This is a genomic window from Arcobacter defluvii (genome assembly GCF_013201725.1).
GTDB classification, from domain to species: domain Bacteria; phylum Campylobacterota; class Campylobacteria; order Campylobacterales; family Arcobacteraceae; genus Aliarcobacter; species Aliarcobacter defluvii.
In genome coordinates, this window is the sequence record NZ_CP053835.1 from 562,029 (window position 1) to 587,262 (window position 25,234).

At 26.1% G+C, this 25,234-nt stretch carries 28 protein-coding genes; 18 read left to right on the forward strand and 10 right to left on the reverse strand.

From position 1 onward, the window contains the following. Positions 1–5: 5 nt before the first annotated feature. Positions 6–536, reverse strand: coding sequence for a peptidylprolyl isomerase (locus ADFLV_RS02880; protein ID WP_014473284.1), 531 nt, complete (start codon positions 534–536; stop codon positions 6–8). Between the two features lie 149 nt (positions 537–685). On the opposite strand from ADFLV_RS02880, the gene ADFLV_RS02885 reads away from it, so the two are divergent. The 7 genes from ADFLV_RS02885 (at position 686) to ADFLV_RS02915 (ending at position 6,048) form a co-directional block, all read left to right on the forward strand. After that, entirely contained in the window at positions 686–1,048 is a 363-nt protein-coding gene (locus ADFLV_RS02885; protein ID WP_014473285.1) for a (2Fe-2S) ferredoxin domain-containing protein, read from the forward strand. 14 nt (positions 1,049–1,062) lie between these two features. Next, on the forward strand, positions 1,063–1,446 hold the full coding sequence (gene panD / locus ADFLV_RS02890) for an aspartate 1-decarboxylase (RefSeq protein ID WP_014473286.1): 384 nt from the start codon (positions 1,063–1,065) through the stop codon (positions 1,444–1,446). Continuing rightward, a complete protein-coding gene (locus ADFLV_RS02895; RefSeq protein WP_129010444.1) occupies positions 1,439–1,759 on the forward strand; it encodes a YbaB/EbfC family nucleoid-associated protein in 321 nt (106 codons plus the stop codon). The genes panD and ADFLV_RS02895 overlap by 8 nt, the downstream gene beginning before the upstream one ends. Before the next feature lie 4 nt (positions 1,760–1,763). Beyond that, positions 1,764–2,624, forward strand: coding sequence for a polyprenyl synthetase family protein (locus tag ADFLV_RS02900; protein ID WP_129010445.1), 861 nt, complete (start codon positions 1,764–1,766; stop codon positions 2,622–2,624). Positions 2,625–2,760: 136 nt separating this feature from the next. Continuing rightward, positions 2,761–3,018, forward strand: a complete 258-nt coding sequence (gene groES, locus ADFLV_RS02905; RefSeq protein WP_014473289.1) for a co-chaperone GroES — start codon at positions 2,761–2,763, stop codon at positions 3,016–3,018. Continuing rightward, positions 3,018–4,658 carry a chaperonin GroEL gene (gene groL, locus ADFLV_RS02910; protein WP_014473290.1) on the forward strand — a complete coding sequence of 547 codons (1,641 nt, stop codon included), beginning with the start codon at positions 3,018–3,020 and terminating at the stop codon, positions 4,656–4,658. The genes groES and groL overlap by 1 nt, the downstream gene beginning before the upstream one ends. A 220-nt stretch (positions 4,659–4,878) precedes the next feature. Next, entirely contained in the window at positions 4,879–6,048 is a 1,170-nt protein-coding gene (locus ADFLV_RS02915; RefSeq protein ID WP_164968479.1) for an HD-GYP domain-containing protein, read from the forward strand. A gap of 213 nt (positions 6,049–6,261) precedes the next feature. Here the strand turns inward: ADFLV_RS02915 and ADFLV_RS02920 are convergent, their stop codons facing one another. The 9 genes from ADFLV_RS02920 to ADFLV_RS02960 are packed head-to-tail and all read right to left on the reverse strand — an operon-like array spanning position 6,262 to position 14,231. Beyond that, complete coding sequence (locus ADFLV_RS02920) at positions 6,262–7,638, reverse strand: sensor histidine kinase (protein ID WP_014473292.1); 1,377 nt, start codon at positions 7,636–7,638, stop codon at positions 6,262–6,264. Continuing rightward, on the reverse strand, positions 7,628–8,296 hold the full coding sequence (locus tag ADFLV_RS02925) for a response regulator transcription factor (RefSeq protein WP_129010447.1): 669 nt from the start codon (positions 8,294–8,296) through the stop codon (positions 7,628–7,630). The genes ADFLV_RS02920 and ADFLV_RS02925 overlap by 11 nt, the downstream gene beginning before the upstream one ends. 5 nt (positions 8,297–8,301) lie before the next feature. Then, positions 8,302–9,033, reverse strand: a complete 732-nt coding sequence (locus tag ADFLV_RS02930; RefSeq protein ID WP_129010448.1) for a metallophosphoesterase — start codon at positions 9,031–9,033, stop codon at positions 8,302–8,304. Continuing rightward, positions 9,030–9,485, reverse strand: a complete 456-nt coding sequence (locus ADFLV_RS02935) for a hypothetical protein (protein WP_129010449.1) — start codon at positions 9,483–9,485, stop codon at positions 9,030–9,032. The genes ADFLV_RS02930 and ADFLV_RS02935 overlap by 4 nt, the downstream gene beginning before the upstream one ends. Before the next feature lie 3 nt (positions 9,486–9,488). Then, the gene (locus ADFLV_RS02940; RefSeq protein ID WP_129010450.1) at positions 9,489–10,010 is read right to left on the reverse strand and encodes a YceI family protein; all 522 of its coding nucleotides are present in this window, start codon (positions 10,008–10,010) and stop codon (positions 9,489–9,491) included. Further along, a complete protein-coding gene (locus tag ADFLV_RS02945; RefSeq protein WP_129010451.1) occupies positions 10,003–10,974 on the reverse strand; it encodes a hypothetical protein in 972 nt (323 codons plus the stop codon). Before ADFLV_RS02945 ends, ADFLV_RS02940 begins: the two co-directional genes overlap by 8 nt. Then, on the reverse strand, positions 10,962–12,545 hold the full coding sequence (locus ADFLV_RS02950) for a hypothetical protein (protein WP_129010452.1): 1,584 nt from the start codon (positions 12,543–12,545) through the stop codon (positions 10,962–10,964). Before ADFLV_RS02950 ends, ADFLV_RS02945 begins: the two co-directional genes overlap by 13 nt. Continuing rightward, complete coding sequence (locus tag ADFLV_RS02955; RefSeq protein WP_129010453.1) at positions 12,529–13,152, reverse strand: ABC transporter ATP-binding protein; 624 nt, start codon at positions 13,150–13,152, stop codon at positions 12,529–12,531. The genes ADFLV_RS02950 and ADFLV_RS02955 overlap by 17 nt, the downstream gene beginning before the upstream one ends. Continuing rightward, a complete protein-coding gene (locus tag ADFLV_RS02960; protein ID WP_129010454.1) occupies positions 13,149–14,231 on the reverse strand; it encodes an ABC transporter permease in 1,083 nt (360 codons plus the stop codon). Before ADFLV_RS02960 ends, ADFLV_RS02955 begins: the two co-directional genes overlap by 4 nt. A gap of 115 nt (positions 14,232–14,346) precedes the next feature. Between ADFLV_RS02960 and ADFLV_RS02965 the strand changes: the two genes are divergently transcribed. From ADFLV_RS02965 to ADFLV_RS03015, 11 genes are all read left to right on the forward strand, one after another. Then, on the forward strand, positions 14,347–15,123 hold the full coding sequence (locus ADFLV_RS02965; protein ID WP_129010455.1) for an inositol monophosphatase family protein: 777 nt from the start codon (positions 14,347–14,349) through the stop codon (positions 15,121–15,123). A gap of 82 nt (positions 15,124–15,205) precedes the next feature. Further along, positions 15,206–17,005, forward strand: coding sequence for a glutamine--fructose-6-phosphate transaminase (isomerizing) (gene glmS, locus ADFLV_RS02970; RefSeq protein ID WP_129010456.1), 1,800 nt, complete (start codon positions 15,206–15,208; stop codon positions 17,003–17,005). Then, a complete protein-coding gene (locus tag ADFLV_RS02975; RefSeq protein WP_014473303.1) occupies positions 17,005–18,777 on the forward strand; it encodes a Na/Pi cotransporter family protein in 1,773 nt (590 codons plus the stop codon). The genes glmS and ADFLV_RS02975 overlap by 1 nt, the downstream gene beginning before the upstream one ends. Next, entirely contained in the window at positions 18,755–18,985 is a 231-nt protein-coding gene (locus ADFLV_RS02980; protein ID WP_129010457.1) for a hypothetical protein, read from the forward strand. The genes ADFLV_RS02975 and ADFLV_RS02980 overlap by 23 nt, the downstream gene beginning before the upstream one ends. Positions 18,986–19,160: 175 nt before the next feature. Beyond that, positions 19,161–20,375: a methionine adenosyltransferase gene (gene metK / locus ADFLV_RS02985; protein ID WP_014473305.1), complete on the forward strand. Its 1,215-nt coding sequence runs from the start codon at positions 19,161–19,163 to the stop codon at positions 20,373–20,375. 12 nt (positions 20,376–20,387) lie between these two features. Further along, positions 20,388–21,254 (forward strand): acetyl-CoA carboxylase, carboxyltransferase subunit beta, encoded by an 867-nt coding sequence (gene accD, locus ADFLV_RS02990; RefSeq protein WP_129010458.1) that lies wholly within the window; start codon positions 20,388–20,390, stop codon positions 21,252–21,254. Between the two features lie 3 nt (positions 21,255–21,257). Next, positions 21,258–21,866 carry a thiamine phosphate synthase gene (locus ADFLV_RS02995; protein WP_014473307.1) on the forward strand — a complete coding sequence of 203 codons (609 nt, stop codon included), beginning with the start codon at positions 21,258–21,260 and terminating at the stop codon, positions 21,864–21,866. Continuing rightward, positions 21,859–22,317, forward strand: coding sequence for a 23S rRNA (pseudouridine(1915)-N(3))-methyltransferase RlmH (locus ADFLV_RS03000; RefSeq protein WP_014473308.1), 459 nt, complete (start codon positions 21,859–21,861; stop codon positions 22,315–22,317). Before ADFLV_RS02995 ends, ADFLV_RS03000 begins: the two co-directional genes overlap by 8 nt. A 59-nt stretch (positions 22,318–22,376) precedes the next feature. Beyond that, a complete protein-coding gene (locus ADFLV_RS03005; RefSeq protein WP_014473309.1) occupies positions 22,377–23,390 on the forward strand; it encodes a hypothetical protein in 1,014 nt (337 codons plus the stop codon). A gap of 32 nt (positions 23,391–23,422) precedes the next feature. Then, on the forward strand, positions 23,423–24,322 hold the full coding sequence (locus tag ADFLV_RS03010; protein ID WP_014473310.1) for a tRNA dihydrouridine synthase: 900 nt from the start codon (positions 23,423–23,425) through the stop codon (positions 24,320–24,322). A gap of 93 nt (positions 24,323–24,415) precedes the next feature. Next, entirely contained in the window at positions 24,416–25,234 is an 819-nt protein-coding gene (locus ADFLV_RS03015) for a 50S ribosomal protein L11 methyltransferase (RefSeq protein ID WP_014473311.1), read from the forward strand.

The following is a 25,234-nucleotide window of genomic DNA, read 5'->3' on the forward strand; positions in this document are numbered from 1 at the left end:
TTGATTTATTCTTTTATTGAAATAGATATGATTTTTATATCTTCAAAAGGTTTATCACCTTCATATTTATTTGTTGGTGTAGCTTCAATTTTTTGTATTACGTCAAAACCATTTTTTACATATCCAAAAATTGTATGTCTTCCATTCAACCAATAAGTTGGAACAGTTGTTATAAAAAATTGACTACCATTTGTATTTGGTCCTTTATTTGCCATAGCTAAAATGCCAGCTTTATCAAAAACTGCATTTGGTGCAAATTCATCTTCAAATGGCTTATCCCAAATTGACTCACCGCCCATTCCTGTTCCTGTTGGATCACCACCTTGAATCATAAAGTTTTTTATAATTCTGTGAAAAATTTGATTATTGTAATAACCATTTTTTGCATGAGTAACAAAATTCTCAACTGCTTTAGGAGCTAAATCAGGTCTTAACTCAATTTCTATGTTACCTTTTGATGTTTCAAAAATAGCCGTTGGATTTGCTGCCTCTAAAAGTAACACTAAAGAACATAGAATGAATAAAATTTTTTTCATATAAACCCTTTATTTATAGATTTTGGGAAATTAGTATATTATATTAGATTTAAAAAAAAATAAAAAAGCTGTTTTAGTAGAATTTAAAAAAAAAGTGTTAAAATTCTCGAAATTGTTATAATATGTTTTTAATTAAGAAAGGAAAAACTATGGAAATGCCATCTATCCCTCAACCAACATTTTATATATTTAAATGCGAGCAAAGTTCACCTCCTGGAATGCCAAAACCATCATGTGTTAATGAAAATACAAGAGATTTATTTAATCATGCTGCACAAAGTTTAATGAAAAGTGGTTTAATGGGACCTGTTCAAATAGTTAGAACTTCTTGCTTAGGAAGATGTCAGATGGGACCTTTGATGTTAGTTGAGCCAGGGCATTTTATGTACTCTTCCCTATCTAAGGAAAAAATAGATAAAATAATTGAAGAACATATATTAGGTGGTAAACCAGTAGAAGAGTATTTAATACCTTCTTCATTTTGGGGTGAACCAATTAATTTAGTAAAATAAAGAGGGATTGTTATATGACATTTGATATGCTATATAGTAAAATTCATAGAGCGACTGTAACAGATGCTAATTTGAATTATGTTGGATCAATTACAATTGATGAAGAATTAATGAATGCTTCAAATTTAAGAGTTGGTCAAAAAGTTGATATAGTAAATATTAATAATGGTGAAAGATTCCAAACATATGTAATAAAAGGAAAAGCTGGTTCTAAAGATATGTGTCTAAATGGAGCAGCAGCAAGAAAAGTAGAAATAGGTGATAAAATCATTGTTATCTCTTATGCTTCATATTCAGAATCTGAACTAAAAAATTATAAACCAACTGTAGTATTAGTTGATGAAAAAAATAATATTGAATTAATAACCAATGAATTAGTAGGAAGTGACCATGTTTGATGGGATTGATTTAAAAAATTTAAACTTAGGTGAAATGTTAAATCAATTTCAAGATATGGCAAAAAATGCAAAAGATGAAAATTCTTCAAAAATTTTTACATCAAAAGCTGGTGGAGGAATGGTAGAAATTTCTATTAATGGAAATTCAGAAGTTATTGATTTAAAAATAGATGATTCTCTACTTGAAGATAAAGATTCTTTACAAATTTTATTAATTTCATGTATGAATGATGTAATAAAACAAAGTGATGAAAATAAAAAAATGATGGCAATGAACCTAATGGGTGGTTTAGGTTCTTTTGGACAAAAATAATTATATGAAAAATTTATTAGACTCTTTTGAAGATTATTTATTAAATAATCTTCCTTCTTCAAAAACTTTTCATCCATATTTTGAAGATGCTTTATGTGATATGTTAAAAGCTGGTGGAAAAAGATTCCGTCCAATGCTTTTACTTTCAGTTGTAAAATCAAATAAATCTTTACTTCTTCCTAATGCAATGAGTGTTGCTCTTGGATTAGAATATTTACATACTTATTCTTTAATTCATGATGATTTACCAGCTATGGATAATGCAGATTTAAGAAGAGGTTTTCAAACTTTACATAAAAAATATGATGAAGTAACAGCTATTTTAGTTGGAGATGCATTAAATACTGAAGCTTTTGGTTTAATATCTAATGCTTCATTACACAATGATGTAAAAGTTGAGCTTATAAAATGTTTAGCTCAAAATGGTGGAATTAATGGAATGATAATTGGTCAAGCAATAGATTGTTTTTTTGAAAATCAAAAATTAGAACTTAGTCAATTAGAATATTTACATATTCATAAAACTGCAAAATTAATTGCTGCAAGTCTTAAGATGGGAGCAATTATAAGTGAATATAATTTTGAAATACAAGATAAACTTTATAATTTTGGAATTGATTTAGGACTGTTATTTCAAATCCAAGATGATATTATTGATGAAACTTGTAGTTCAGAAGATGCAGGAAAAACAACTCAAAATGATGGTGCTAAAAACTCTTTTGTAAATCTTTTAGGATTAGAAGGAGCTATAAAAAGTGCTGATGAATTAGCATTAAAATGTATTAATATACTTAATACTTTTGATTCAAATTTAAAAGATTCTTTAGAAGAGTTACTTTTAAAATTCATAAATAGACACAAGTAAATTTAAGACTCTTAGTCAATTTAACTCAAATATCTTGACAAATTATCTAAAATCTATTAAAATTTAGCACTTAGAAATTTAGAGTGCTAAATACTAAGTTTTAAAAGAAAATAAAAATATAATAAAAGGAAATAGTATGAATTTTAAACCACTAGGTGAAAGAGTTCTTGTTAAAAGAACAGAAGTTGAGAATAAAACTGCAAGTGGAATCTATATTCCAGATAATGCAAAAGAAAAACCACAAACAGCAGAAGTTGTTGCAGTTGGAAATAAAGTAGAAGATGTTAAAGTAGGTGATACAATTGTATTTGAACAATATAGAGGAACTGAATTCAAACTTGATGGTCAAGAATATCTAATTTTAAATATTGAAAATGTTATAGGAGTAATGTAATGGCAAAAGAAGTTTTATTTAGTGATAGTGCAAGAAATAGATTATATGCAGGTGTTGAAAAATTAGCTGATGCAGTTAAAGTAACAATGGGACCAAGAGGAAGAAATGTACTTTTACAAAAATCTTTTGGAGCACCAACAATTACAAAAGATGGTGTATCAGTTGCAAGAGAAATTGAATTAAAAGATACTTTAGAAAATATGGGAGCACAACTTGTAAAAGAAGTAGCTTCAAAAACTGCTGATGAAGCAGGAGATGGAACAACTACAGCTACAGTTTTAGCTCATTCAATCTTTAAAGAGGGATTAAGAAATGTAACAGCAGGAGCTAATCCAATCATTTTAAAAAGAGGTATGGATAAAGCTTGTGAAGCTATTTTAGCTGAATTAAAAAAAGCTTCTAGAGTTGTTGCAAATAAAACTGAAATAGAGCAAGTAGCAACAATTTCAGCAAATTCAGATCATGCAATTGGTTCAATGATTGCAGAAGCTATGGATAAAGTTGGAAAAGATGGTGTAATTACTGTTGAAGAAGCAAAAGGTATTTCTGATGAGTTAGAAGTAGTTGAGGGAATGCAATTTGATAGAGGTTATTTATCTCCATATTTTGTAACAAATGCTGAAAAAATGACAGTTGAGTTTAACAATCCATTTATTTTATTATATGAGAAAAAAATATCTTCTTTAAAAGAGATGTTACCAATTTTAGAAGCTGTTAATCAAGCTGGACGTCCTTTAGTAATTATTGCTGAAGATGTTGATGGAGAAGCATTAGCAACTCTAGTTGTAAATAGATTAAGAGGTTCTTTACATATTGCTGCTGTTAAAGCACCAGGATTTGGTGATAGAAGAAAAGCAATGTTACAAGATATTGCAGTTCTTACAAAAGGAACAGTAGTATCTGAAGAGATGGGAATGAAACTTGATACTTGTGGTATTGAAGTTTTAGGAACAGCTTCAAAAGTTGTAATAGATAAAGATAATACAACTATTGTTGATGGAAGTGGTGATGCTGAGTCTGTAAAAGCAAGAGTAAATCAAATCAAAGCAGAAATATCAAATACAACTTCTGAGTATGATAAAGAAAAATTACAAGAAAGACTTGCAAAACTTTCAGGTGGAGTTGCGGTTATTAAAGTTGGAGCAGCAACAGAGACTGAAATGAAAGAGAAAAAAGACAGAGTTGATGATGCTTTAAGCGCAACAAGAGCTGCTGTTGAAGAAGGAATTGTAATTGGTGGAGGTGCAGCCTTAATTAGAGCTGCTGCAAAAGTAAAATTACATGATTTAGAAGGTGATGAAGCAATTGGAGCTGCAATTGTTTTAAGAGCTATTAAAGCACCATTAAAACAAATTGCAATTAATGCTGGATTTGATGCTGGTGTTGTTGCAAATGAAGTTGAAAAATCTTCTAATGACAATTTAGGATTTAATGCTGCAACTGGTGAGTATGTAGATATGTTTGAAGCTGGAATTGTTGACCCAGCTAAAGTTGAAAGAGTTGCTATGCAAAATGCAGTTTCAGTTGCATCTTTACTTTTAACTACAGAAGCTACAGTAACTGATATTAAAGAAGATAAACCATCAATGCCTGCAATGCCAGATATGGGTGGAATGGGTGGAATGCCTGGAATGATGTAAAAAATCATTTAAAACTTTTTTAAAACCGTACTCTTATGAGTGCGGTTTTTTTTTACTTAAAATACAAAATAATAAATAAGATAAGATTAGTCTAAATATTATAAAATAATTTTCAAAAATTTCTTTTTTTTGTTATAATGAGAGCAATTTTCAAGAAGAGGGATTTCTTATGACTTTAAGCCTTAATAAATTTCTATTTTCCATATCCTTTGCTTTGGATTTGGCAGAAAGTGAAATAAAGTGTACTTCATTAAAACATAGTAAAAGAGTTGCTTATATTTGTTTACAAATGGCTGATATTATGGGTTTAAGTGATGAAGAAAAATTTGATTTATGTTCTTATTCATTATTACATGATAATGGTTTGATAGAGAGTTTTTGTAATTTTACAAGTGAATATAAACTAAATAATGTAGAAGAATATTTTGATATGGTTAATTTTGCAGAACATTGTACAATTGGAGAAAATAATATTAAAGATTTTCCTTTTTTGACATCTCAAAAAAATATTATTCTTTATCATCATGAAAATTTTGATGGTTCAGGATTATTTGGTAAGAAAGAAAGTGAAATACCTATTTTTGCCCAATTAATTTCATTTGCAGATACTTTAGATACAAATTTTGATCTATCAAATATTTGTTATGATAAAAAAGAGTTAATTTTAAACTTTGTAAAAGAAAATGAAAAAAAACTTTTTTCTAAAAAAATAGTTGATGCTTATACTATATTAAGTGAATCTTTTTTATTTTGGGGAGATTTAGAGTATTTTGATGAAGTAAATCCTTTAGAAAAAATTTTACCAAATTTTACTATTGAAGTGCCTCTTGAAAGTTTTTTATCTATTACAAAGATATTCTCAAAAATCATAGATGGTAAATCTAAATTTACAGCTAAACATTCAGTTGATTTAGAAGAAAAATCTTTAAAACTTGTAGAATATTTTAATCTAGATGATGAAACTAAATTAAAAATACAAATTGCTTCAAATCTTCATGATATTGGAAAACTTGGTACTCCAAATGCTATTTTAGATAAAGAAGGAAGTCTTACAAATCAAGAACTTTTTGAAATAAAAAAACATGCGTATTTAACCCATACAATTTTAAGTAAAATAGATAATTTTAGTGAAATTACAAAATGGGCATCAGCACATCATGAAAAACTTGATGGTTCAGGTTATCCTTTTGGTTTAACTTCAAATGAATTAGGACTAGAAGAGAGAATAGTTTCTTGTTTGGATTTTTATCAAGCATTAGTAGAAGATAGACCATATAGAAAATCTATGACTCATAAAGAGGCTGTTTTGATATTAAAAAAGAATCTAAGTGATTATGAAATAGATAAAAATATCGTAAATGCAATAGATATTGTTTTTGATGAAAAATAAAAAAAGGTTCTATTTTAATAGAACCTTTTAAAAAATTATTTATTAAGTAAATAAAACTTTTTATTTACCAAATTTACTCATAAGTAAATTTATTTTAATTTAAAGTTTAACAACCATAAAAAGTGAAATCCTCGACATTTAACCTCCTATATTGTTTGAGATAATGTAATTATAACATCTTTTTAAATTAAAATAAACTGAATCATGAAAAAATTATTTTAAATAAAAAGTAAAAGTTATAGTAGTCCCACTATTTTCGATACTTTTTATTGTAATATCACCTTTATGAATATCAACAATTTTCTTTAATATTGACATTCCAAGACCTGTTCCACCTGAGTTTTTATTTCTACTTTTATCAGTTCTATAAAATTTTTCAAATATTTTTGTTTGTTCATTTTTAGCAATTCCTATTCCAAAATCTTGAATAGAAATATTTAAAGAATCATCTTTTTTAAATATTTTTACAATAACTTTTGTATTTTCAAAACTAAATTGAATAGCATTTTTTATAGCATTTTTTATAGCAATTTTTAATAAGTTTGGAAAACCTTTCAATTCTAAGCTATCTTCAACTACAAAAGAAACCTCTATTTTATGAAGTTTGGCAAAATTCTTAAGTTCATTTATTGCTTCATCTGCTATTTCATCAAGATAAAAATTTTCTTGTTTATCTATAATTAAATCTTTTTCATTTTTTGCTAAGAAAAGTAGATCATTTATCGTTTGTTCAATTAGACAAATTTCATCTAAAGAGGTTTTTAATGCCTCTTTATATTCATCAATTGATCTATCTTTTCTTAATGTAACTTCCATTTCACCTTTTATTATTGTAAGAGGAGTTTTCAATTCATGAGAAGCATCAGAACTAAATTGTGAGATTCTTTCAAAAGAGTTTTCAAGACGAGACAAAAGATTATTAACTTCATTTATTAATTGGCATATTTCATCTTTTGTTTTTCTTGTTTTTAATCTTGCTGACAAATCATTTGCATTTATTTGTTTTAATTCATCTAAAATATTTTCGATTGGTAAAAATGATTTATAAATTACAAAATTACCACCAATTACAGCAAATATAAGAATTATAGGTAGAATAAAACCAAAAATATAAAGTAAATTTTCTAATGTTGATGTAATCATATCTTTGGTTGTAACTGCTTCTATAATTACGAGTTGTTCACCATGAAAGTCTATTTTTATTCTACTTACTAAATAACTATTTTGTTTTTCAAATGTAACAATATTTTCTTTTAAATTGTTTAAATAATCATCATTATGTTCGATATTACTTGGGAAATTTTCTGTTTGAATTATTTTTTGATGAGTTTTATTATCCAATATTCTAATATATAAAGGTTCGTATTTATACTCTTTTTCTTCATCAAGTAAAGTTTGAGTAATCTTTTCATTTTCTAATAAATCATCAGTTACATCAAGAATAATTACTTTTAAAGTTGCTTCAAGTTTATCTAAAGTTGAAATTTCTAATGCTTTATATAAAGAAAATGAAAAAATCACTAAAACAATTGTTTGTATAAAAAAATGGTAAATTAAAAGTTTTCTTTTGATTGATAAATTAATCTTCACTTATTTTAAATCCTATTCCTCTAACTGTTTTTATAAGTTTTTTTTCAAAATTTTTATCAATTTTATTTCTTAATCTATAAATATAAACATTTACAATATTACTAATATTAGAATCTTCAAAAGAAGAAAGTGCTTCATTGATTGTTGTTTCGCTTAAAACTCTATTTTTGTTTTTTATTAGATATTCAAGAAGTGTAAACTCTTTAGCTGTCAAATTTATATTTTCTTTTGCTCTTGTGGCTGTTTTGTTTAATAAATCAAGTTCTAAATCTGCAATTTGTAGTTTAGTTTGAGTAGTTGTTGTCATTCTTAATTGAACTCTAATTCGTGCAAGTAATTCGGCAAAGGAAAAAGGTTTTGCTAAATAATCATTTGCTCCAATATCTAATCCTTTGATTTTATCTTCAATAGAATCTTTTGCTGTAAGCATTATTATTGGGGTTTGAATATTTGAACTTCTTAAACTTTTGCATACTTCAATTCCATCTTTTATTGGAAGCATAATATCAAGTAAGATTAAGTCATAAGAGTTAACACTAGCTAAATATAATCCCTCATCACCATTTGTTGAGAAATCAACTATGTAACACTCTTCTTCTAAACCTTTTTTCAAAAAGTTTATGATTTTTATATCGTCTTCAATTATTAATATTTTCATAAAAATTATTTTACACTTTTTGTTATTAATTTCAATATAGTAATTTCTGCATCAGCTTTATACCTAAAATTTACACCCCAATATCCCAAACCTTTATTTACATAAATTGCAGTATTTTTTCTATAAAATAATCCAGCTAAAAAAGGTTGAACTAATCTTACTAAATAATGAAATGGGAAAATTTGACCACCGTGGGTATGTCCACATAAAAATAGATTTGAGTCAGAATTTGTAGCAATTTTGTAATCTTTTGGTTGGTGCGAAATAAAAATAGAAGGAGAATTTTTTAAATAACTTTCTATTTTTTTTTCATCTCTTTTTATTTTAAAGAATTTTGAAAATCTATCAGGTAATCCTGCTAAATGTATAATCTCATTTTTATAGTTAATTTTAAAAGTTTCATTATCCATAAAAATGAAATTAGTTAGCTCTTTTTTTAAATCTTCTAAACCATAAAATAAATCATGGTTTCCACTTATATAAAAAACTTCACTATTTAAAGTATTTAGAATCTTAAGTTGCTCAGTTATGAATTTAACTTTTGTATCAATTATATCTCCTGTAATCACACAAAAGTCAAATTCAAGATTATTGCAATGATTTACTAAATCTAAAATCTCTTTTTTAGAAGTTTTTTTATTTATGTGTAAATCACTTAAATGAAGAATTTTTAAATCATTTAATTTTTCATTTTCTACAATTATTTCTACAATTTTAGTATTTGGAATAGAATTCATTTTAAAACTCTGTCTAATTCATCTATTGAAGATATAAAATTTATATTTTTGATAAAGCCATTTTCTAAAGAATAAGTTGTAATTTTGTCACTTTGTTTTTCAAATTTTGTATTACTTTCATCATAAATAAGTAATATAGTATATTTATAATCTCTTAGTTTTGGTAATGTAAACATTTTTGTGATTATAGTTGGACTAGATGAAATATTATTTATGAAAATTGCATGATGATCTTCTAAAAAGTTTTCACTCTTTGATGATAAATAATCATTTACCATCATAAGAGTCTTTTTTTGAAAAGTTACAATTATAGTTGAAATGTCACATGTAATTGTATGAATTTTATCAAACTGATCAGTTAATGAAAAATTACTTATTTTATCGTCTATTTTTAGAGTTCCCGCGCTTAAACAATTTATAAATATTACTGATAATATAAGTTTTTTTAACATAATTTATCTTTTTAAATCAATTTTATAAGAGATATCTATTTGATTTCTTACTGTTAAAAAAAACATTGTTGGTGGTTCTAAATTAAAATCTGTTAGATTAAATGAAAATCCACCATCAAATAAAATTTGATTATTTTGTTCTGTGATATTACTTTTTACTGTAATATCTTTTGAAACACCATTTAATGTTACAACACCATTAATATCGTAATTTGTATCATTTTTTACAATATTTTTTATATCAAAAGATATAGTTTTAAATTTTGGCTCATTTAATAATTCATACATATGAGCATCTCTGTCTTTTTTCTGACTAACAAGACTTAATGTATCAAAATAGATTTTTCCTTTGATTGATTCAATTTTATCATCTATTGATAAATCTGCTTTTACATCTTTAGTTGCTGGATTGATTTCGCTATCTCCAAAAACTTCTGTATGTGCAGTTATTTCACCTTGAGTTATAGTTAAACTATTAGCAAAGGCACCTAAACTTAAAATTAGAATTAGAGCTAATTTATACATATTTTATTTCCTTACTATTTGGTAAATATTCTTTTGTCATTACTCTAAAAATCGCAAATAAAAGAGTAATTGGAACAAAAAGAATTAAATTTGCTAAGGCTATAAATAGCCCACCTCCTGAAGCCATCCATCCTATAAAAATCATATAAAATGAAATAGTTCTAAAATCTTTTTTTCTGATAGTTTGAAGAATTACTACATTGTAATATGATATTACGAATGGATAAATAATTGATAAAATAAATCCCTCCCTTAAAAAATAAAATAAATATGAAAGTGCAAATAATGTCAAAATCATAAGTTCTTTTTGATTTTTTTCAATTTTAAACGATAATGCACAAATAACTCCAATCACGTGAAATAGTGCAATTTCAAAACTAAATCCATCTCTCCAGATAGAAATAGTTAAATCTCTTGATAAAGATTCAAAAAGCGCAGAATCTAAAAATACCCATAAAATCATAATTAATAATGAATGATTTATTGTGTCAAATTCTTTTTCTTCATCTTTTGATGGTAAAAATCTTGAAGCTATAAGTGTAATAGTTGTTAAAATAATTGCAATAAATCCTCTTTGTGATACATCATAGTTAAAAAGCATAGTTCCTGTTACATATGATAAAGACAATGCCAATCCAAGTTCCAAAAATGTAGTTTTTTTCACTTCATTTATAATCAATGGAGCTAAACTTCCAACCGCAAATCCTAAAATAAATAGTGTTATAAAATTAAAATTTGGATATATAAAACTCATAATTAACTGAATAATTAAAAATAGAGATATTTTGTTTTTATTATCTATTTTTATATATGAAACTAATATTGAACCAATAATTCCTCCAATTGGAAGAGGAGCTATTAAAAATAAATTTGATGAAAAGTATTCAACAACACCCGTTTGTGCTATTAGTAAATAGTAACACAATTCACTTGCTATAAAAAATATTAAAATTAATCTTTGCATGTAGTCTCCTTTTCATAAAAAAAGATTAAATAAATGAAAACAAAAGTTAAATCAAAAAGGCAAATCATAAGTGCTTCCATCCCAAGTTTACCACTTGAATATAAGGCAAAAAACATTGAACTTGCAAATACTCTAATAATCACTGATAATTTAGTTAAAATCATTTGATAAGTTTCATTTTTTAAAGCTAAATAGTGAATAATTCCTGTCATACTAACAAACGTAAAAACAACATATTCATAAACTCCACTAAAACTAAATCCTAAAATAGGATATAAGAAACTTGCAAGTAAAATTAAAAAAACTCCACCTAATCCATCACTTAAAACTCCAATTAGATTATAAAATCCTAGTTTTGAGTATGAAGTTTGAAGTTTTATAAAAGCAAATATAAAACCAAATGCAACTAAACCAAACAGAGTTCTAAATATCCAAAGTGTATGAGTTGGAATTGAGTTAAATCCAGCTTGTGTAAATCCTGAGATACTTAAAGCTGTAAAAATTCCAATAATCCCAACTAAATAAATTTTTAAGAATATATCTTTATGAAGTTCTTTGATATGATTTATAAACATTGAAATAACCATAAAAAATACTCCAATTCCCATAGCAACATGAGCGTGAGCGATTATTAAATCATTTCTATGAAATACCCATCTAATTTGGGGAATAAAAATTATATTACCTTCAATATCAACAAACAAAAAAGCTAAAATAGAAACTAATAGAGCTTTTTTAGCAATATCACTTATATTGCTGTCTTTGTACCATCTATATAAAAGAGGAACATATAAAAGAGTTAAATATTGTAAAAACCACTCTTGGTTGTATGATAGATGACCAATAAAAATTCTATAAAGAACTGAACCAAAATAAAAAACTGTTGGAATAATCCATAAGATATTCCATCTAGCTTTAAATTCACCCTCATTTAATAGTTTGATTATTAAATAGTAGATTGGTATTAAAGCTAAACTCATTCCAAGTGTATTATCTCCATGTGGTCCAGATACTGTACTTTCAACTTGACCAATTGTTGGATTCATTAAAATCAATAGCGTAAATGGAGCAATTGTCACAACTCTTAAACATACTTTTATCCATAAAGGAAGAACAGTATAAAGTTTGATAAATTTGTATAAAGCTAAAATATAAAATAATCCAGCAAATGCTAATAAGAAATTTAATTCATAAGCAAAATCATAAAAAGCTAAACCTCTATTTTTCCCTAAAAGTAAAGATACAACCATAAATACTAAAAAGATATACCAAATAATAGTATAAAGATTTAAGTATCTAATCCCTTCACGTGAACTTCCAACTTCTTTATTTATTAGTAAAAAAGGAAGATATGAAAGCATTAAAGGAACAAAACCATAAAGCATAAGACTTATATGAATTGCTCTCATATTTACTGGATTTAATGTTTGTGAATCAATCACAAGTCCCAATAAATTTAATGAATAAATAATTCCAAAAAATAGCCCTAAAGCAAAAAAAGCAATAGAAATTTTAAAATGTTTATTTATAAAAAGTTCGAAATTAGTTGAGTTATTAATTGATTTTTCCATCTTTCACCTCATAAATTTTATTTGCAAATTTTGCTAGTTCTTTGTCGTGAGTTGCCACGATTATAGTTGTTCCATCAAGGCAAAGATTTTTAAATAGTTCAAAAACATTTAAAGAGTTTTTAGAATCTAAATTTCCTGTTGGTTCATCTGCAATAATTACTTTTGGTTTGTTTATCAAAGCCCTTGCAATTGCAACTCTTTGTTTTTGACCACCTGAAATTTCATTTGGATATTTATCTAATAAATTTTCAATTTTTAAAAGTTTTAATAGATTGTAAATCTCATCATTTGATACTTTTTCATTAGCAAGTTTTATATTTTCTTTAACAGTTAAATAGTTGATTAAATAATGAAACTGAAAAATAAAACCTATATTTGTTTTTCTAAAATTATCAATATCTTTTATATTTTTGTAATTTGTATTTTCAAAAAATATTTCACCACTTGTTGGTTTTAAAAGTGTTGATAAAAGTGATAAAAGTGTAGATTTTCCACTTCCACTTTCCCCGATAATTGAAACAAATTCACCTTTATTTATTTCTAAATTGATATTTTCTAAAGCTAAATCTTTGTTGTAATAATGTGTTAAATTTAAAGCTTTTATCATATTTTATTTCCTTGAATAAGCTCAACAGGGTCAGTTTTTGCAGCATTTAATGCAGGAATTATTGAGCCAATAATCGCCATTAAAATAGAAGTAACAAAGATATAAAAAGCTAGTTCAACAGATATTTCACCATTTACATAACCTTGTAAACTTTTTGCATTTTTTACAAAATATAGAGTTACATTTGAAATAATTAAAGCACTAATAAAACTAAAAACGCCAAGTAAAAAGCTTTCAACCATTATTGAATAAACAATTTTTGATGTTTTTATTCCTAAAGCTCTTTTAATACCAAACTCAGCTTTTCTTTGATTTATTGTAATACTCATAAGACTTACAATTCCAAGAAGCCCCATAGAAAATGCGATAAATGAAATAACATTTGATGAGGTTTTTATGATTTTAAATTGATTATAGTTATCTACAAAATTTTGTGTTGATTTAACATCAATTTCATCCGATAAATTTTTAATTTCTTTTATAATATTTTCAATATTTGCATTTAAAGTTGTATTTATCAAAATCATTGAAGCAGATTTATTAAAAATCTCTCCTGCTTCATCTATATTTAAAACAACTCCACCATTTTCAAAACCAATTTCACTTTTAAAAACTCCAGAAATTTTAAAAGTTTTATTTGCTATTTGAATTTCATTTTTGTTTGATAATTGTTCAAATATTGATTTCCCAATAATTACTTCATTTTTTGATGGATTTGAGCCTGCAATTAAAGTGTAATTTTTAAATCTATTTTTTGTTACTCCATAAACTGCAACAATTGGAAGTTTTTCAACAGGACTAGCTCCCACAGTCATTGCAGAAGTATCTTTTATATCTTTTAAATTATTTATTTTTTCAACTAAATTGATATTCACATTTGAAAAAAATGTATCAGATATTTTTGCTTGAGTAACTATGATATCTCCATCGCTTTTTAGCATTGAAGAGTACATAGAAATTACTCCATTTGAAATAGAACTAATTAAAAAGATAGATACTATTGAAAAAATTAAACTTAAAATTATTAAAAAAGTTTTTAGTTTATTTGCAAATAATGCTTTAAATGCATATGAAATCAAGATTATCCTTTCTTATTTTTTGAAAGTTTAATCTTCGAATATGAACTTATAATGAATTAAATATGAATTTTTATTCATAATTTAGATAAAATACAAAAAAAATTAGGAAAAAATAATGAAAAAAGAGTTGATAAAAATAATAAAAAAAGCAGGAAAGATTTTAAAAAAAGGTTATTATTCAAATAAAGATGTAACTTTTAAAGCAAAAAAAGATTTAGTAACAAAATATGATGTTGCGGTTGAAAATTATTTAAAAGAAAAATTTACAAAAAAATTTAAAGAGTTTAATATAATTGCAGAAGAATCAGACAATACAAATATAGAATTTAATAATTCAATTATAATTGATCCAATTGATGGGACAACAAACTTTGTAAATGGAGTTCCTCATACTGCAATTTCAGTTGGAGTATATAAAGATAAAAAACCATATTTAGCAATCGTTTATAATCCAATTTTAGATGAATTATATGAAGCTAAAATTGGTAAAGGTGCATATTTAAATGGTAAACAATTAAAAGTAAGTGATGAAACAGAGTTACAAAAAGCACTTCTTGCTACAGGATTTCCATATACAAGTGGTTCAAATGAAGATGATTTAAATGATGTTGTAAAAAAAATAAAAGATATTTTACCTCTTTGCCAAGACTTAAGAAGACTAGGAAGTGCTTCAATTGATTTATGTTTAGTAGCACGTGGAACTTTTGAAGGTTATTATGAAATGAATTTAAAACCTTGGGATGTAAGTGCAGGAGTTTTAATTTTAAGTGAAGCTGGTGGAAAGATTACAAATATAAATGGTGAGGAATATAATCTATTTGAAGATAAATATATAGTTGCAACAAATGGAAAAATTCATGATGAATTAATAAAAAATTTGAATTTACTATAGATATAAAAGTGTTCTAAAAAGGGCTTATTTAGTGATAATTAAATATAATAAATATAATAAATATTGGAAAAAGGTTTTTTAAATGTGTGGAATTGTTGGATATATTGGTAAAAAAGATACAACTAAAATATTATTAGATGGTTTAAAAGAGTTAGAGTATAGAGGTTATGATAGTGCTGGAATTGCGGTACTTAAAGATAATAAAATTGATGTTTTTAAAGCTTTAGGAAAACTAATCAATCTTGAAGAAAAAGTAAATATTTCTGCAGCTCATGATTATCATCTAGGAATTGGACATACAAGATGGGCAACACATGGAAAACCAACAGAATTAAATGCACATCCACATTTAGGTGAATACTCTTATGTTGTTCATAATGGAATTATTGAAAACTATAAAGAGTTAAAAGATGAATTAATACAAAAAGGTCATAAATTTGTATCTCAAACTGATACAGAGGTTATAGTTCATCTTTTTGAAAATTATAATAATAAATTAAATGATTCAACTTTAGCTTTCAAAAATACAATCACAAGACTTGAAGGTGCCTTTTCAATTCTTTTAATTACAAAAGCAGAGCCTTCAAAAATATTTTTCTTCAAAAATGGAAGTCCGTTAATTGTAGCACGAGGAAATGAAGAAGAAGTTTTATTTGCATCATCTGATGCTCCTTTGATAGGTTTAGCTTCAGATGTTGTGTATTTAGAAGATGGAGTTGGTGGAATTGCTAGTGCTTCATATATAGAATTTTTTTCAGATAATTATAGCTGGTCAACGCTTCCAACTTCAAAACAATTTGCTCAAAAAGATGGATATAGATTTTTTATGGAAAAAGAGATTTATGAGCAAAGTAGTGTTGTAAGTGATTGTATGTTAGGAAGAATCAAAGATAATGAAATTTTATTTGATGAGATAAATTCTTCTATACTTGAGGGTATTAATGAAATAAAAATATGTGCTTGTGGAACTTCTTATCATGCAGGACTTACATCTTCTTATTTATTTGAAAGATTATCAAAAATAAAATGTAATATAGAAGTTGCAAGTGAATTTAGATATAAAGAACCACTTTTAACAAAAGATACATTATTTATTGTTATTTCTCAAAGTGGAGAAACTGCTGATACACTTGAAGCTTTAAAAATGGCAAAAAATGCAGGTTTAAAAACTTTGGTTATTTGTAATGTTGATAATTCATCAATGACAAGAGTTGCAGATTTTACAATTTTAACTCGTGCTGGAATAGAAAAAGGAGTTGCTTCAACTAAAGCATTTTCTACTCAAACAGTAGTTCTTTGGATGTTGTCTTTATATTTTGGAAAAATCAAAAATACAATATCTATTGAAACAATGCAAAAAGAGTTACATACATTAAGAGAAGTTCCAAAAGCACTTTGTATTAGTGATAGAATACATGAAAAAACAAAAAGATTATCAAAAAGATATTTACATGGACATGGTTTTTTCTTTATAGGAAGAGATGTATTTTATCCATTAGCACTTGAAGGTGCTTTAAAATTAAAAGAGATTTCTTATTTACATGCAGAAGGTTATCCTTCTGGTGAAATGAAACATGGACCAATAGCATTAGCTGACCCTGAATTATTTACAATAGCATTAATGCCTCAAAATTTATTATATGACAAAATTAAATCAAATGTTGAAGAGTTAAGTGCACGTGATAGTACAATTTGTGCAATTTCACCACTAGATTTTGATTTAGCTGATGATTTTATAAAAATTAATAAACTTGAACATTATATGTTAGAATTTTTTGAAATGTTAGTTGTACTTCAACTTTTTTCAATGGAAATTTCAATAAGACTAGGAAATGATGTTGATATGCCAAGAAACTTGGCTAAATCTGTAACAGTAGAATAATGAAAAAATACCTATCATATATTCTTCTAGCACTTCTTTGCTATTTACTGTATGAAAATGCAGATTCTAAATTTATAGTTGCAGGTGTTGGAATATTTATAATAGGTATGCATTTTATGGAAGATGGGTTTAAGCTTTTTAGTGGAGGAATGCTAGAAAAGCTTATTTCTAAAAGTACAGATACTACTTATAAAGCTATAGGTTTAGGTGTAATTTCAACAGCAGTTCTTCAAAGTTCTTCTTTAATTGCAATAATCGTAATCTCTTTTTTATCTGCAAAACTTATTACTTTATCAGGTGCTATAGGAGTTGTTTTTGGCTCAAATGTTGGAACAACTGCAACAGCATGGATTGTTTCATATTTTGGAATGAAAATAAATATTGAAGCACTTGCGCTTCCTATGATTATTTTTGGTGTAATTTTTAGATTTTATAAAAATAAAACAGTTCAAGGAATTGGAAATATTCTTTTAGGTTTAGGTTTTGTTTTTCTTGGTATTGGATATATGAAAGATGGATTTGAAGATTTAAAACAAGGAATAGATTTATCTCAATTTGCTATTGAAGGTTATAAAGGAATATTTATTTATATCTTAGTTGGAATAGTTGCAACAATAATTATTCAATCAAGTAGTGCTACTTTAGCTTTAACTATCACTGCACTCGCGACAGGACAAATAATATATATAAATGCAATTGCAATTGCAATTGGTGCAAATATTGGAACAACAATTACAGCAGTTATGGGTGCAATGGTTTCAAATTCAAATAGTAAAAGAATGGCTTTAGCTTTACTTATATTTAATACAGTAACTGCTGTTATTGTGACATCAATTTTATTTTATTTTGTAGATTTTATTGATTATTTATCAAAAAATATTGGAATTGATGAAAAAGATTATGCGATGAAATTATCTCTATTTCATACAGTATTTAATATTTCTGGATTATTTATATTTTCTTTTTTTATTCCAAAACTTGTAAATTTTTTGAAAAAACTTTTTGTAGAAGACAAAGAAGTTTATATTCAAAATACAAAATTTTTAGATATGCAAGTTGTTGCTGTACCATTTGCAGCATTAAAAGCTACACGAAAAGAGACTGTTCATTTATATGAAAATGCAAGTGAAGTTTTAAGTCATGCTATTATGCTTCATCGACATAGATATTTAGGAAAAACAGATATCTCTTCTATTGTAAAAGAATCAACAGATATTATTGAAGTTAATATCGAAGAGTTTTATCAAACAAGAATAAAATCTTTATATAGTGACATAATTGATTATTCAACATATTTTATAAACGATTTAGAAGGTTCGGAAAGAGCCTATTTATATGAATTAAGAAGTGCTTGTCGAGATATAGCAGAAGCTGTAAAAAATACAGAAGAACTACAAGAAAATATCTCCAAATATTTATTAAGTAATAATGATTATATAAAAGATGAATATAACTCATTAAGAGAAGCAATAGCAAAAACAATAAATACAATAAATGAGATAAAAAGTAGTAAAGATGAACTAGATGTTTTAGCAAAATCAGAGTTATTAAAAGAATATTTAAAAAGCTTAGATGTTATTGCAACTGGAAGAATAGATGTGTTGATTAGAGAAAAAAGAATTGATAAAAAAATGGCAACAACTTTACTAAATGATAGTTCTCATGCATATAATATTATAAATAAATTGATAAATGTGGCTAAAATATTATGGATAGAAGATCTTACTATTAAACAATTAGGAGAAGATTATGAAGCTGGAAAAAATTTATGAAAAAATCAAAGAATATTTGTTGCTAATTGAAGAGGATAAAGATTTAGAAGAAAAAGAAGTAAAAAAACTTCAAGAAAAAATAGAGAATAAAATATCTAAACTAAAAGAAAAAACTAAATTTTCTAAAAATATTGAAGAAGAGAATAAATTAAAAGAAGAGATTTCAATTCTTAAAAAATTTAAAAAACAATTGAAAGAAAAAAAGTAAATAACAGCAATTTTTAGTTAAGATAACAAACTTTTTGTCTTTATGGCAAATTGAATTCTTTAAATTTTTATTTTAAAATTTCTTAAACATATTATAGAAAACTAAAAAATGGAAAACAAAAGATGGAAAACAACTCAAGATTATTCTTGTGGAAAACAAAGGATGGAAAACAAAAATGAAAAAACAAACTCAATACTTATTTACAAGTGAAGTAGTAAGTCCTGGACACCCAGATAAATGTGCAGATATTATTGCAGACTCAATAGTTGATAGATTAATTATAGAAGATAAAGATAGTCGAGTAGCATCTGAAGTTTTTGTGGCAGGAAAACATGTTGTAATTGGTGGTGAAGTAAAATCAAAAGCAACATTATCAGATAAAGATTATGAAAAAATTGTAAAAGATGCCTTAGCAAAAATTGGATACGATGGAAAATCTGCATTTTCAAAAGAACAATGCTTACATCCAGATGATGTAAAAGTACAAGTTTTATTAAATCAACAAAGTCCAGATATCTCTCAAGGAGTTGATCAAACAACTGGAGAAATTGGAGCAGGTGACCAAGGAATTATGTTTGGCTTTGCTTCAAGTGAAACAGCTGATTATATGCCTGCAGCTATTACTTATGCAAGAATTTTATGTGATAAAGTTTATAATTATGCTTTACATCATAATCAAAAACTTGGAGTTGATATTAAAACACAAGTTACGGTTGATTATGGTACAAAAGCTAATTTTGAAAATTGTAAACCTCAAAAAATTCATACAATAGTTGTAAGTGCACCTTCTGTTGAAGGAATGCCAATTGAAGAAGTTAGAAGTTTAATTCAAGGTCTGATAGATGATGCTGGACTTCCAACAAATATGTATGATAAAAATTCAACAATTATTCATATTAATCCAACAGGAAGATATGTAAACCACTCTTCTTTACATGATAGTGGATTAACTGGAAGAAAATTAATTGTTGATTCATTTGGTGGATATGCACCAATTGGTGGTGGAGCTCAAAGTTCAAAAGATTATACAAAGGTTGATAGAAGTGGACTTTACGCTGCACGTTGGATAGCTAAACATATTGTTGCTTCTGGACTTGCAAAAAAAGCAATAGTTCAAATATCTTATGCTATTGGAGTTGCACGTCCTACTTCAGTTGCAGTTGATACAATGGGAACTTACACAAAATTTGATGATGATACATTATCTCAATTTGTAATGGATACTTTCCCATTGACACCAAGATGGATTACAGAAAAATTTGCATTAGATAAACCAAGTGAAAAAACTTTTCTTTATGCAGATGTTGCTGCAAGGGGACAAGTAGGTCAAAGTGATTATCCATGGGAAAAATTGGATGAATTAGATAGATTTGAGAATATTCAAAAATAATAAAGGATTATTATGGATTTAAGAAACTTATTTAGCAAAATATCTTTTGACAGTAAATCAAAAGAACAACCAACAAAAAAAGATGCACCAAGTCATTGGGTTAAATGTCCAGAATGTAATGCATTAATGTTTTTTAAAGAGGTAGAAAATCAAGATAATATTTGCCCAAAGTGTAATTTTCATATGAGAATTGGAGCAAAAAGAAGAATTGAAATTTTAACAGATAAAGATAGTTTTGTTGAATATGATGCAAATCTAAAGCCAAATGATCCTTTAAAATTTGTTGATAAAACATCTTATAAAAAAAGAGTAGAAGAGGCTTTTAAAAATACTGGAAGAACATCATCTGTTGTTAGTGGTGAGTGTACAATTAATTCTATTCCTGTACAACTTGTAGTTTTTGATTTTGCTTTTATGGGTGGAAGTTTAGGTTCAGTTGAAGGTGAAAAAATTGTACGTGCTGTTGATAGAGCAATAGAAAAGAAACAAGGTTTAATTATCATCTCTGCTTCAGGAGGTGCTAGAATGCAAGAGTCAACTTTTGCATTAATGCAAATGGCAAAAACTTCTGCTGCACTTAAAAAATTAGATCATGCAAAACTTCCATATATATCAGTTTTAACAGATCCAACAATGGGTGGAGTATCTGCTTCTTTTGCCTTTTTAGGAGATATTATTATGGCAGAACCAGGTGCTTTAATTGGATTTGCAGGACAAAGAGTTATTAAACAAACAATTGGAGCTGATTTACCTGCAGGTTTCCAAAGAGCTGAATTTTTACTTGAAAAAGGCTCTATTGATATGGTTGTAAATAGATCAAAAATGAAACAAACTTTAGCAGATTTATTAGGTATGTTTCAAAAAGAAAAAATTAGTTAATAAATGATTTCAAATTTAGAAAAGGCTTTAGGTTTTGAACTTAAAGCCTTTAATTACTTATATGTTTTATGTGATTATGAAACATTACTTAAAAAAAATATCACTTTAGATAAATTTATTGATTTATGTAAAAAAAAAGATGTTAAGTTAGTTCAATATAGAGATAAAATCTCATCTTTAGAAGAACAAAAAACAAATCTTTTATATTTAAAATCAAAATTAAATATTCCAATAATTATAAATGATAAAATTGAATTAATAAAATATGCAGATGGTTTACATCTAGGACAAGAAGATTTTCTAGCAATTCATAGAGATAAAAAAATTGCAATAAAATTAGTTAGAGCAAAAATAAAAGATAAATTACTAGGACTTTCAACCCATAATGAAATAGAAATTTTAGAGGCAAATGAACTTCCTTTGGATATGATTGGTCTTGGAGCATATAAAAATACAACAACAAAAGATGTTAGTACAATTTTAGGAGATAAGATTTCTTATTTAGCAAAAATATCTAAACATCCAGTTTGTGCTATTGGTGGAGTTCAAATAAATGATAAAATCCCAAATATTAGATTTAATGTAATAGGAAGTGGCTTTTATTATGAGTAAAATAAATATATATTCAATATTAAAACCATCAAAAGATGATTTTGATTCTATAATACAAGAATTTGTAAAAATGTCTTCAAAATACGCAAAAGTTGAAGTTCATTATATATTTAATAAAAACATAGCAAAAGCCCAAACAATAGGTGAAAAAGAGGCACAACTTTCATATTCTGAAACTTATGAACCTTTATTAAAAGGGTTTAATATAGCACTTGACGTTTTAGGTAAAAAAGTTGATACATATGCTTTTTCTAATCTTATTGAAAATAAAAATGAAGTTAATTTTTTTATTGGTGGAGCATATGGATTTCAAAGGGAATTTTTACAAAAATGTGATAAAGTAATTTCACTAAGTGATTTAACAATGGCTCATAAAGTTGCTAATGTTGTACTAACAGAGCAGATATTTAGAAGCTTAAGTATTCAAAATAATCATCCATATCATAAGTAATTTATAAACATTTTTGTATAATGAAAATAGTAAAAGAAAGTTTTTAAAAAGGAAAGAAGATGGGTCTTAAAAAATATATCATCTCTTCAATAATTTTTATTATTGCGGTATTTGGATATGCATATAGCTTAGAATTAGGTGAATATGAAATTTCACTACTTGGATATTCTTTGAATTTACCTGCATCAGTGTGGATAGTATTTCCAGTAGTTGTTTTAGCATTAGTTACTTACTTACATATTATTTTTTATGGGTTAATTAACTATTTTAAACAAAAAGCAGTAATTAAAGATCATGAAACTATGATAGAGTTTATTAAATCAGGATTACTTGAAAAAACTAATGTTTTAAAGTTTAGAACAAAAGATTTTAAAAATTTATCTTCAATTTTATCACAATTGAAAATTGTAGTAACAGATGAAAGATTCACTTCTTCAAATGAAGAGTTAAACAAAATAGTTGGAAATATTCAAGATATAAATGACGGGAAATTTGTGAGTGAAAAATCTTTTAAAATAAATGAAACATCAAAATTAGCAAATTTAAATATGTTAAATAAAGTTAATGAGCAAATTGATTTTGCAGTGGATGTACTAAAAAAACCAGAAAATTATTCTTCAAATATCATTAGACAAGCTTTTGAAAATGTACTAGAAGAAAAAACTATGACAACAATTAAAAAACTTTATAAAAATATTAAACTTGATAAAGAGTTAGCATTTAAACTTTTTGAAAAAGATGCAGCAAATAATGAATTTGGATTTACTGCTGAAGAGATTTTAGCAATAGTTAAAGATTTAGATTTTAATAAAGATGATTATCTTGCTTTAGCAAAAAATTATGAAAAAATATTAAAACCTGATCAAATAATTTCAATTTTTGAAAAACTTTCAACTGAAGTTGAAGAGGCAACAACGGCATATTTACATGTATTATGTGAATACGAAATGATTGATAGAGTAAAAGAGATAGTATCTTTAACTCCTGATACAGAATATACAGCATTTAAAGCTCTTTTAGATTTAAAAGAATCTGGAAAATACTATAATTTAGAAACGATATCTTACAAATAATGAATAATAAAATTGATTTTAGCAGACCGCTAATGGTATTGGCACCATTAGCAGGTTATACAGATTTACCTTTTAGGTCAGTTGTAAAAAAATTTGGTGCAGATTTAACAATATCAGAAATGATTTCATCAAATGCTTTAGTTTATAAAAGTGCAAGAACACTTAAAATGATAGAAAAATCTCCTACAGAAGATCCTTATTTTGTTCAAATTGCTGGTAATAGTGTTGAATTAGTTCGTGATGCAGTTCAAATATTGAATGATGTTGAAGGAATTGATGGAATTGATTTAAATTGTGGATGTCCTGCTCCAAAAGTTTTTAATCATGGTTCAGGTTCAAATCTTTTAGGTGATTTAAAAAAACTTGAAGAGATTTTATCTACAGTAAAAAAATATTCTAAAAAACAATATACAAGTGCAAAAGTAAGACTTGGTGTAAATGAAAAAATTCCAGTTGATATAGGAAAAGCAGTTGAAGCTTGTGGAGTTGATTTTGTATCAGTTCATGGAAGAACCAGAGCTGGAAAATATAAAGCACCAGTTGATTATGATGCAATTAAACAAATGAAAGAAGCTATTTCAATACCTGTTATTGCAAATGGTGATATTAAAGATTATGATAAAGCAAAAGAAGTTTTAGCATATACTAATGCAAATGGTGTAATGATAGGTCGAGGTGCAATTGGAAAACCATGGGTATTTTATCAATTAAAACATGGAATAGAAGATATTTCAAATGAAAAGAAAAAAGAGATAATTTTAGAACATTATGATGCAATGCTAAAATTTCATGGACCTCACGGTGCTATTATGTTTCGAAAATTATTACACTCATATTCAAAAGGTTATACAGGAGCCAATGAATTTAGAGATATTGTGAATAAAATCTCAGATGTAGATGTTATGAGAGATTTAATCGAAAACTTTTTTTAAACTTTTTTAATTAGATTCAAAAGTTATTTAGATAGAATATTGCACTTTTTATAAGTAAAGAAATTATAAACAATTTTTTAATAAAGGAAATATTTGTCTAAATACTATTTTGAATTAGCTTTCAAACCAGATAATCATTATGAACTTTTTTTAGATTTATTAGAATCATTAACAGCAGATGCAATTGAAGAAAGTGAAGGTAGCTTAATTGTACGAAGTGAAGATGAACTTGAAGACTTGAAGTTTGGGATAGAAAAATTCTCAAAAGCTTTAAATATTAACTGTAATATTTCATATGAAAAAAAAGAGAATATAGATTGGATAAGAGAATATCAAAAATCAGTTAAATCTGTAGAAATTGGAAACTTTTTTATAAGACCATCATGGGAAGAAAAAAAAGAGAATAAAATTGATATTATTATAGATCCAGCTCTATCTTTTGGTTCAGGACACCATGAAACAACTTCTTCTTGTATTGAAGCAATTGATGAATTTGTAAAAGAAAAACAAACTGTTTTAGATGTAGGAACTGGAAGTGGTATTCTTGCGATTGCAGCAGCTAAAAAGAATTGTATAGTTGATATATGTGATACAGATGAAGTTTGTATAAATGACACGAAATCAAATTTTGATTTAAATAACGTTAGCTTTAATGATGCTTGGATTGGCTCAACAAATAAAACAACTAAAAAATACGATGTAGTTATTGCAAATATAGTTGCAGATGTTTTAGTAATGATAGCAAGTGATTTGAAAAAATGTTTGAATAATGATGGATTATTAATAATTTCAGGTATATTAGATAAACATATAAATAGAGTATTAAGTAAATTTAAAGATTTAGAAGAACTAAAACTTATTCATAAAAATGAATGGGTTACAGTTGTATTTAAAAATAGTAAGGAGTCTTAA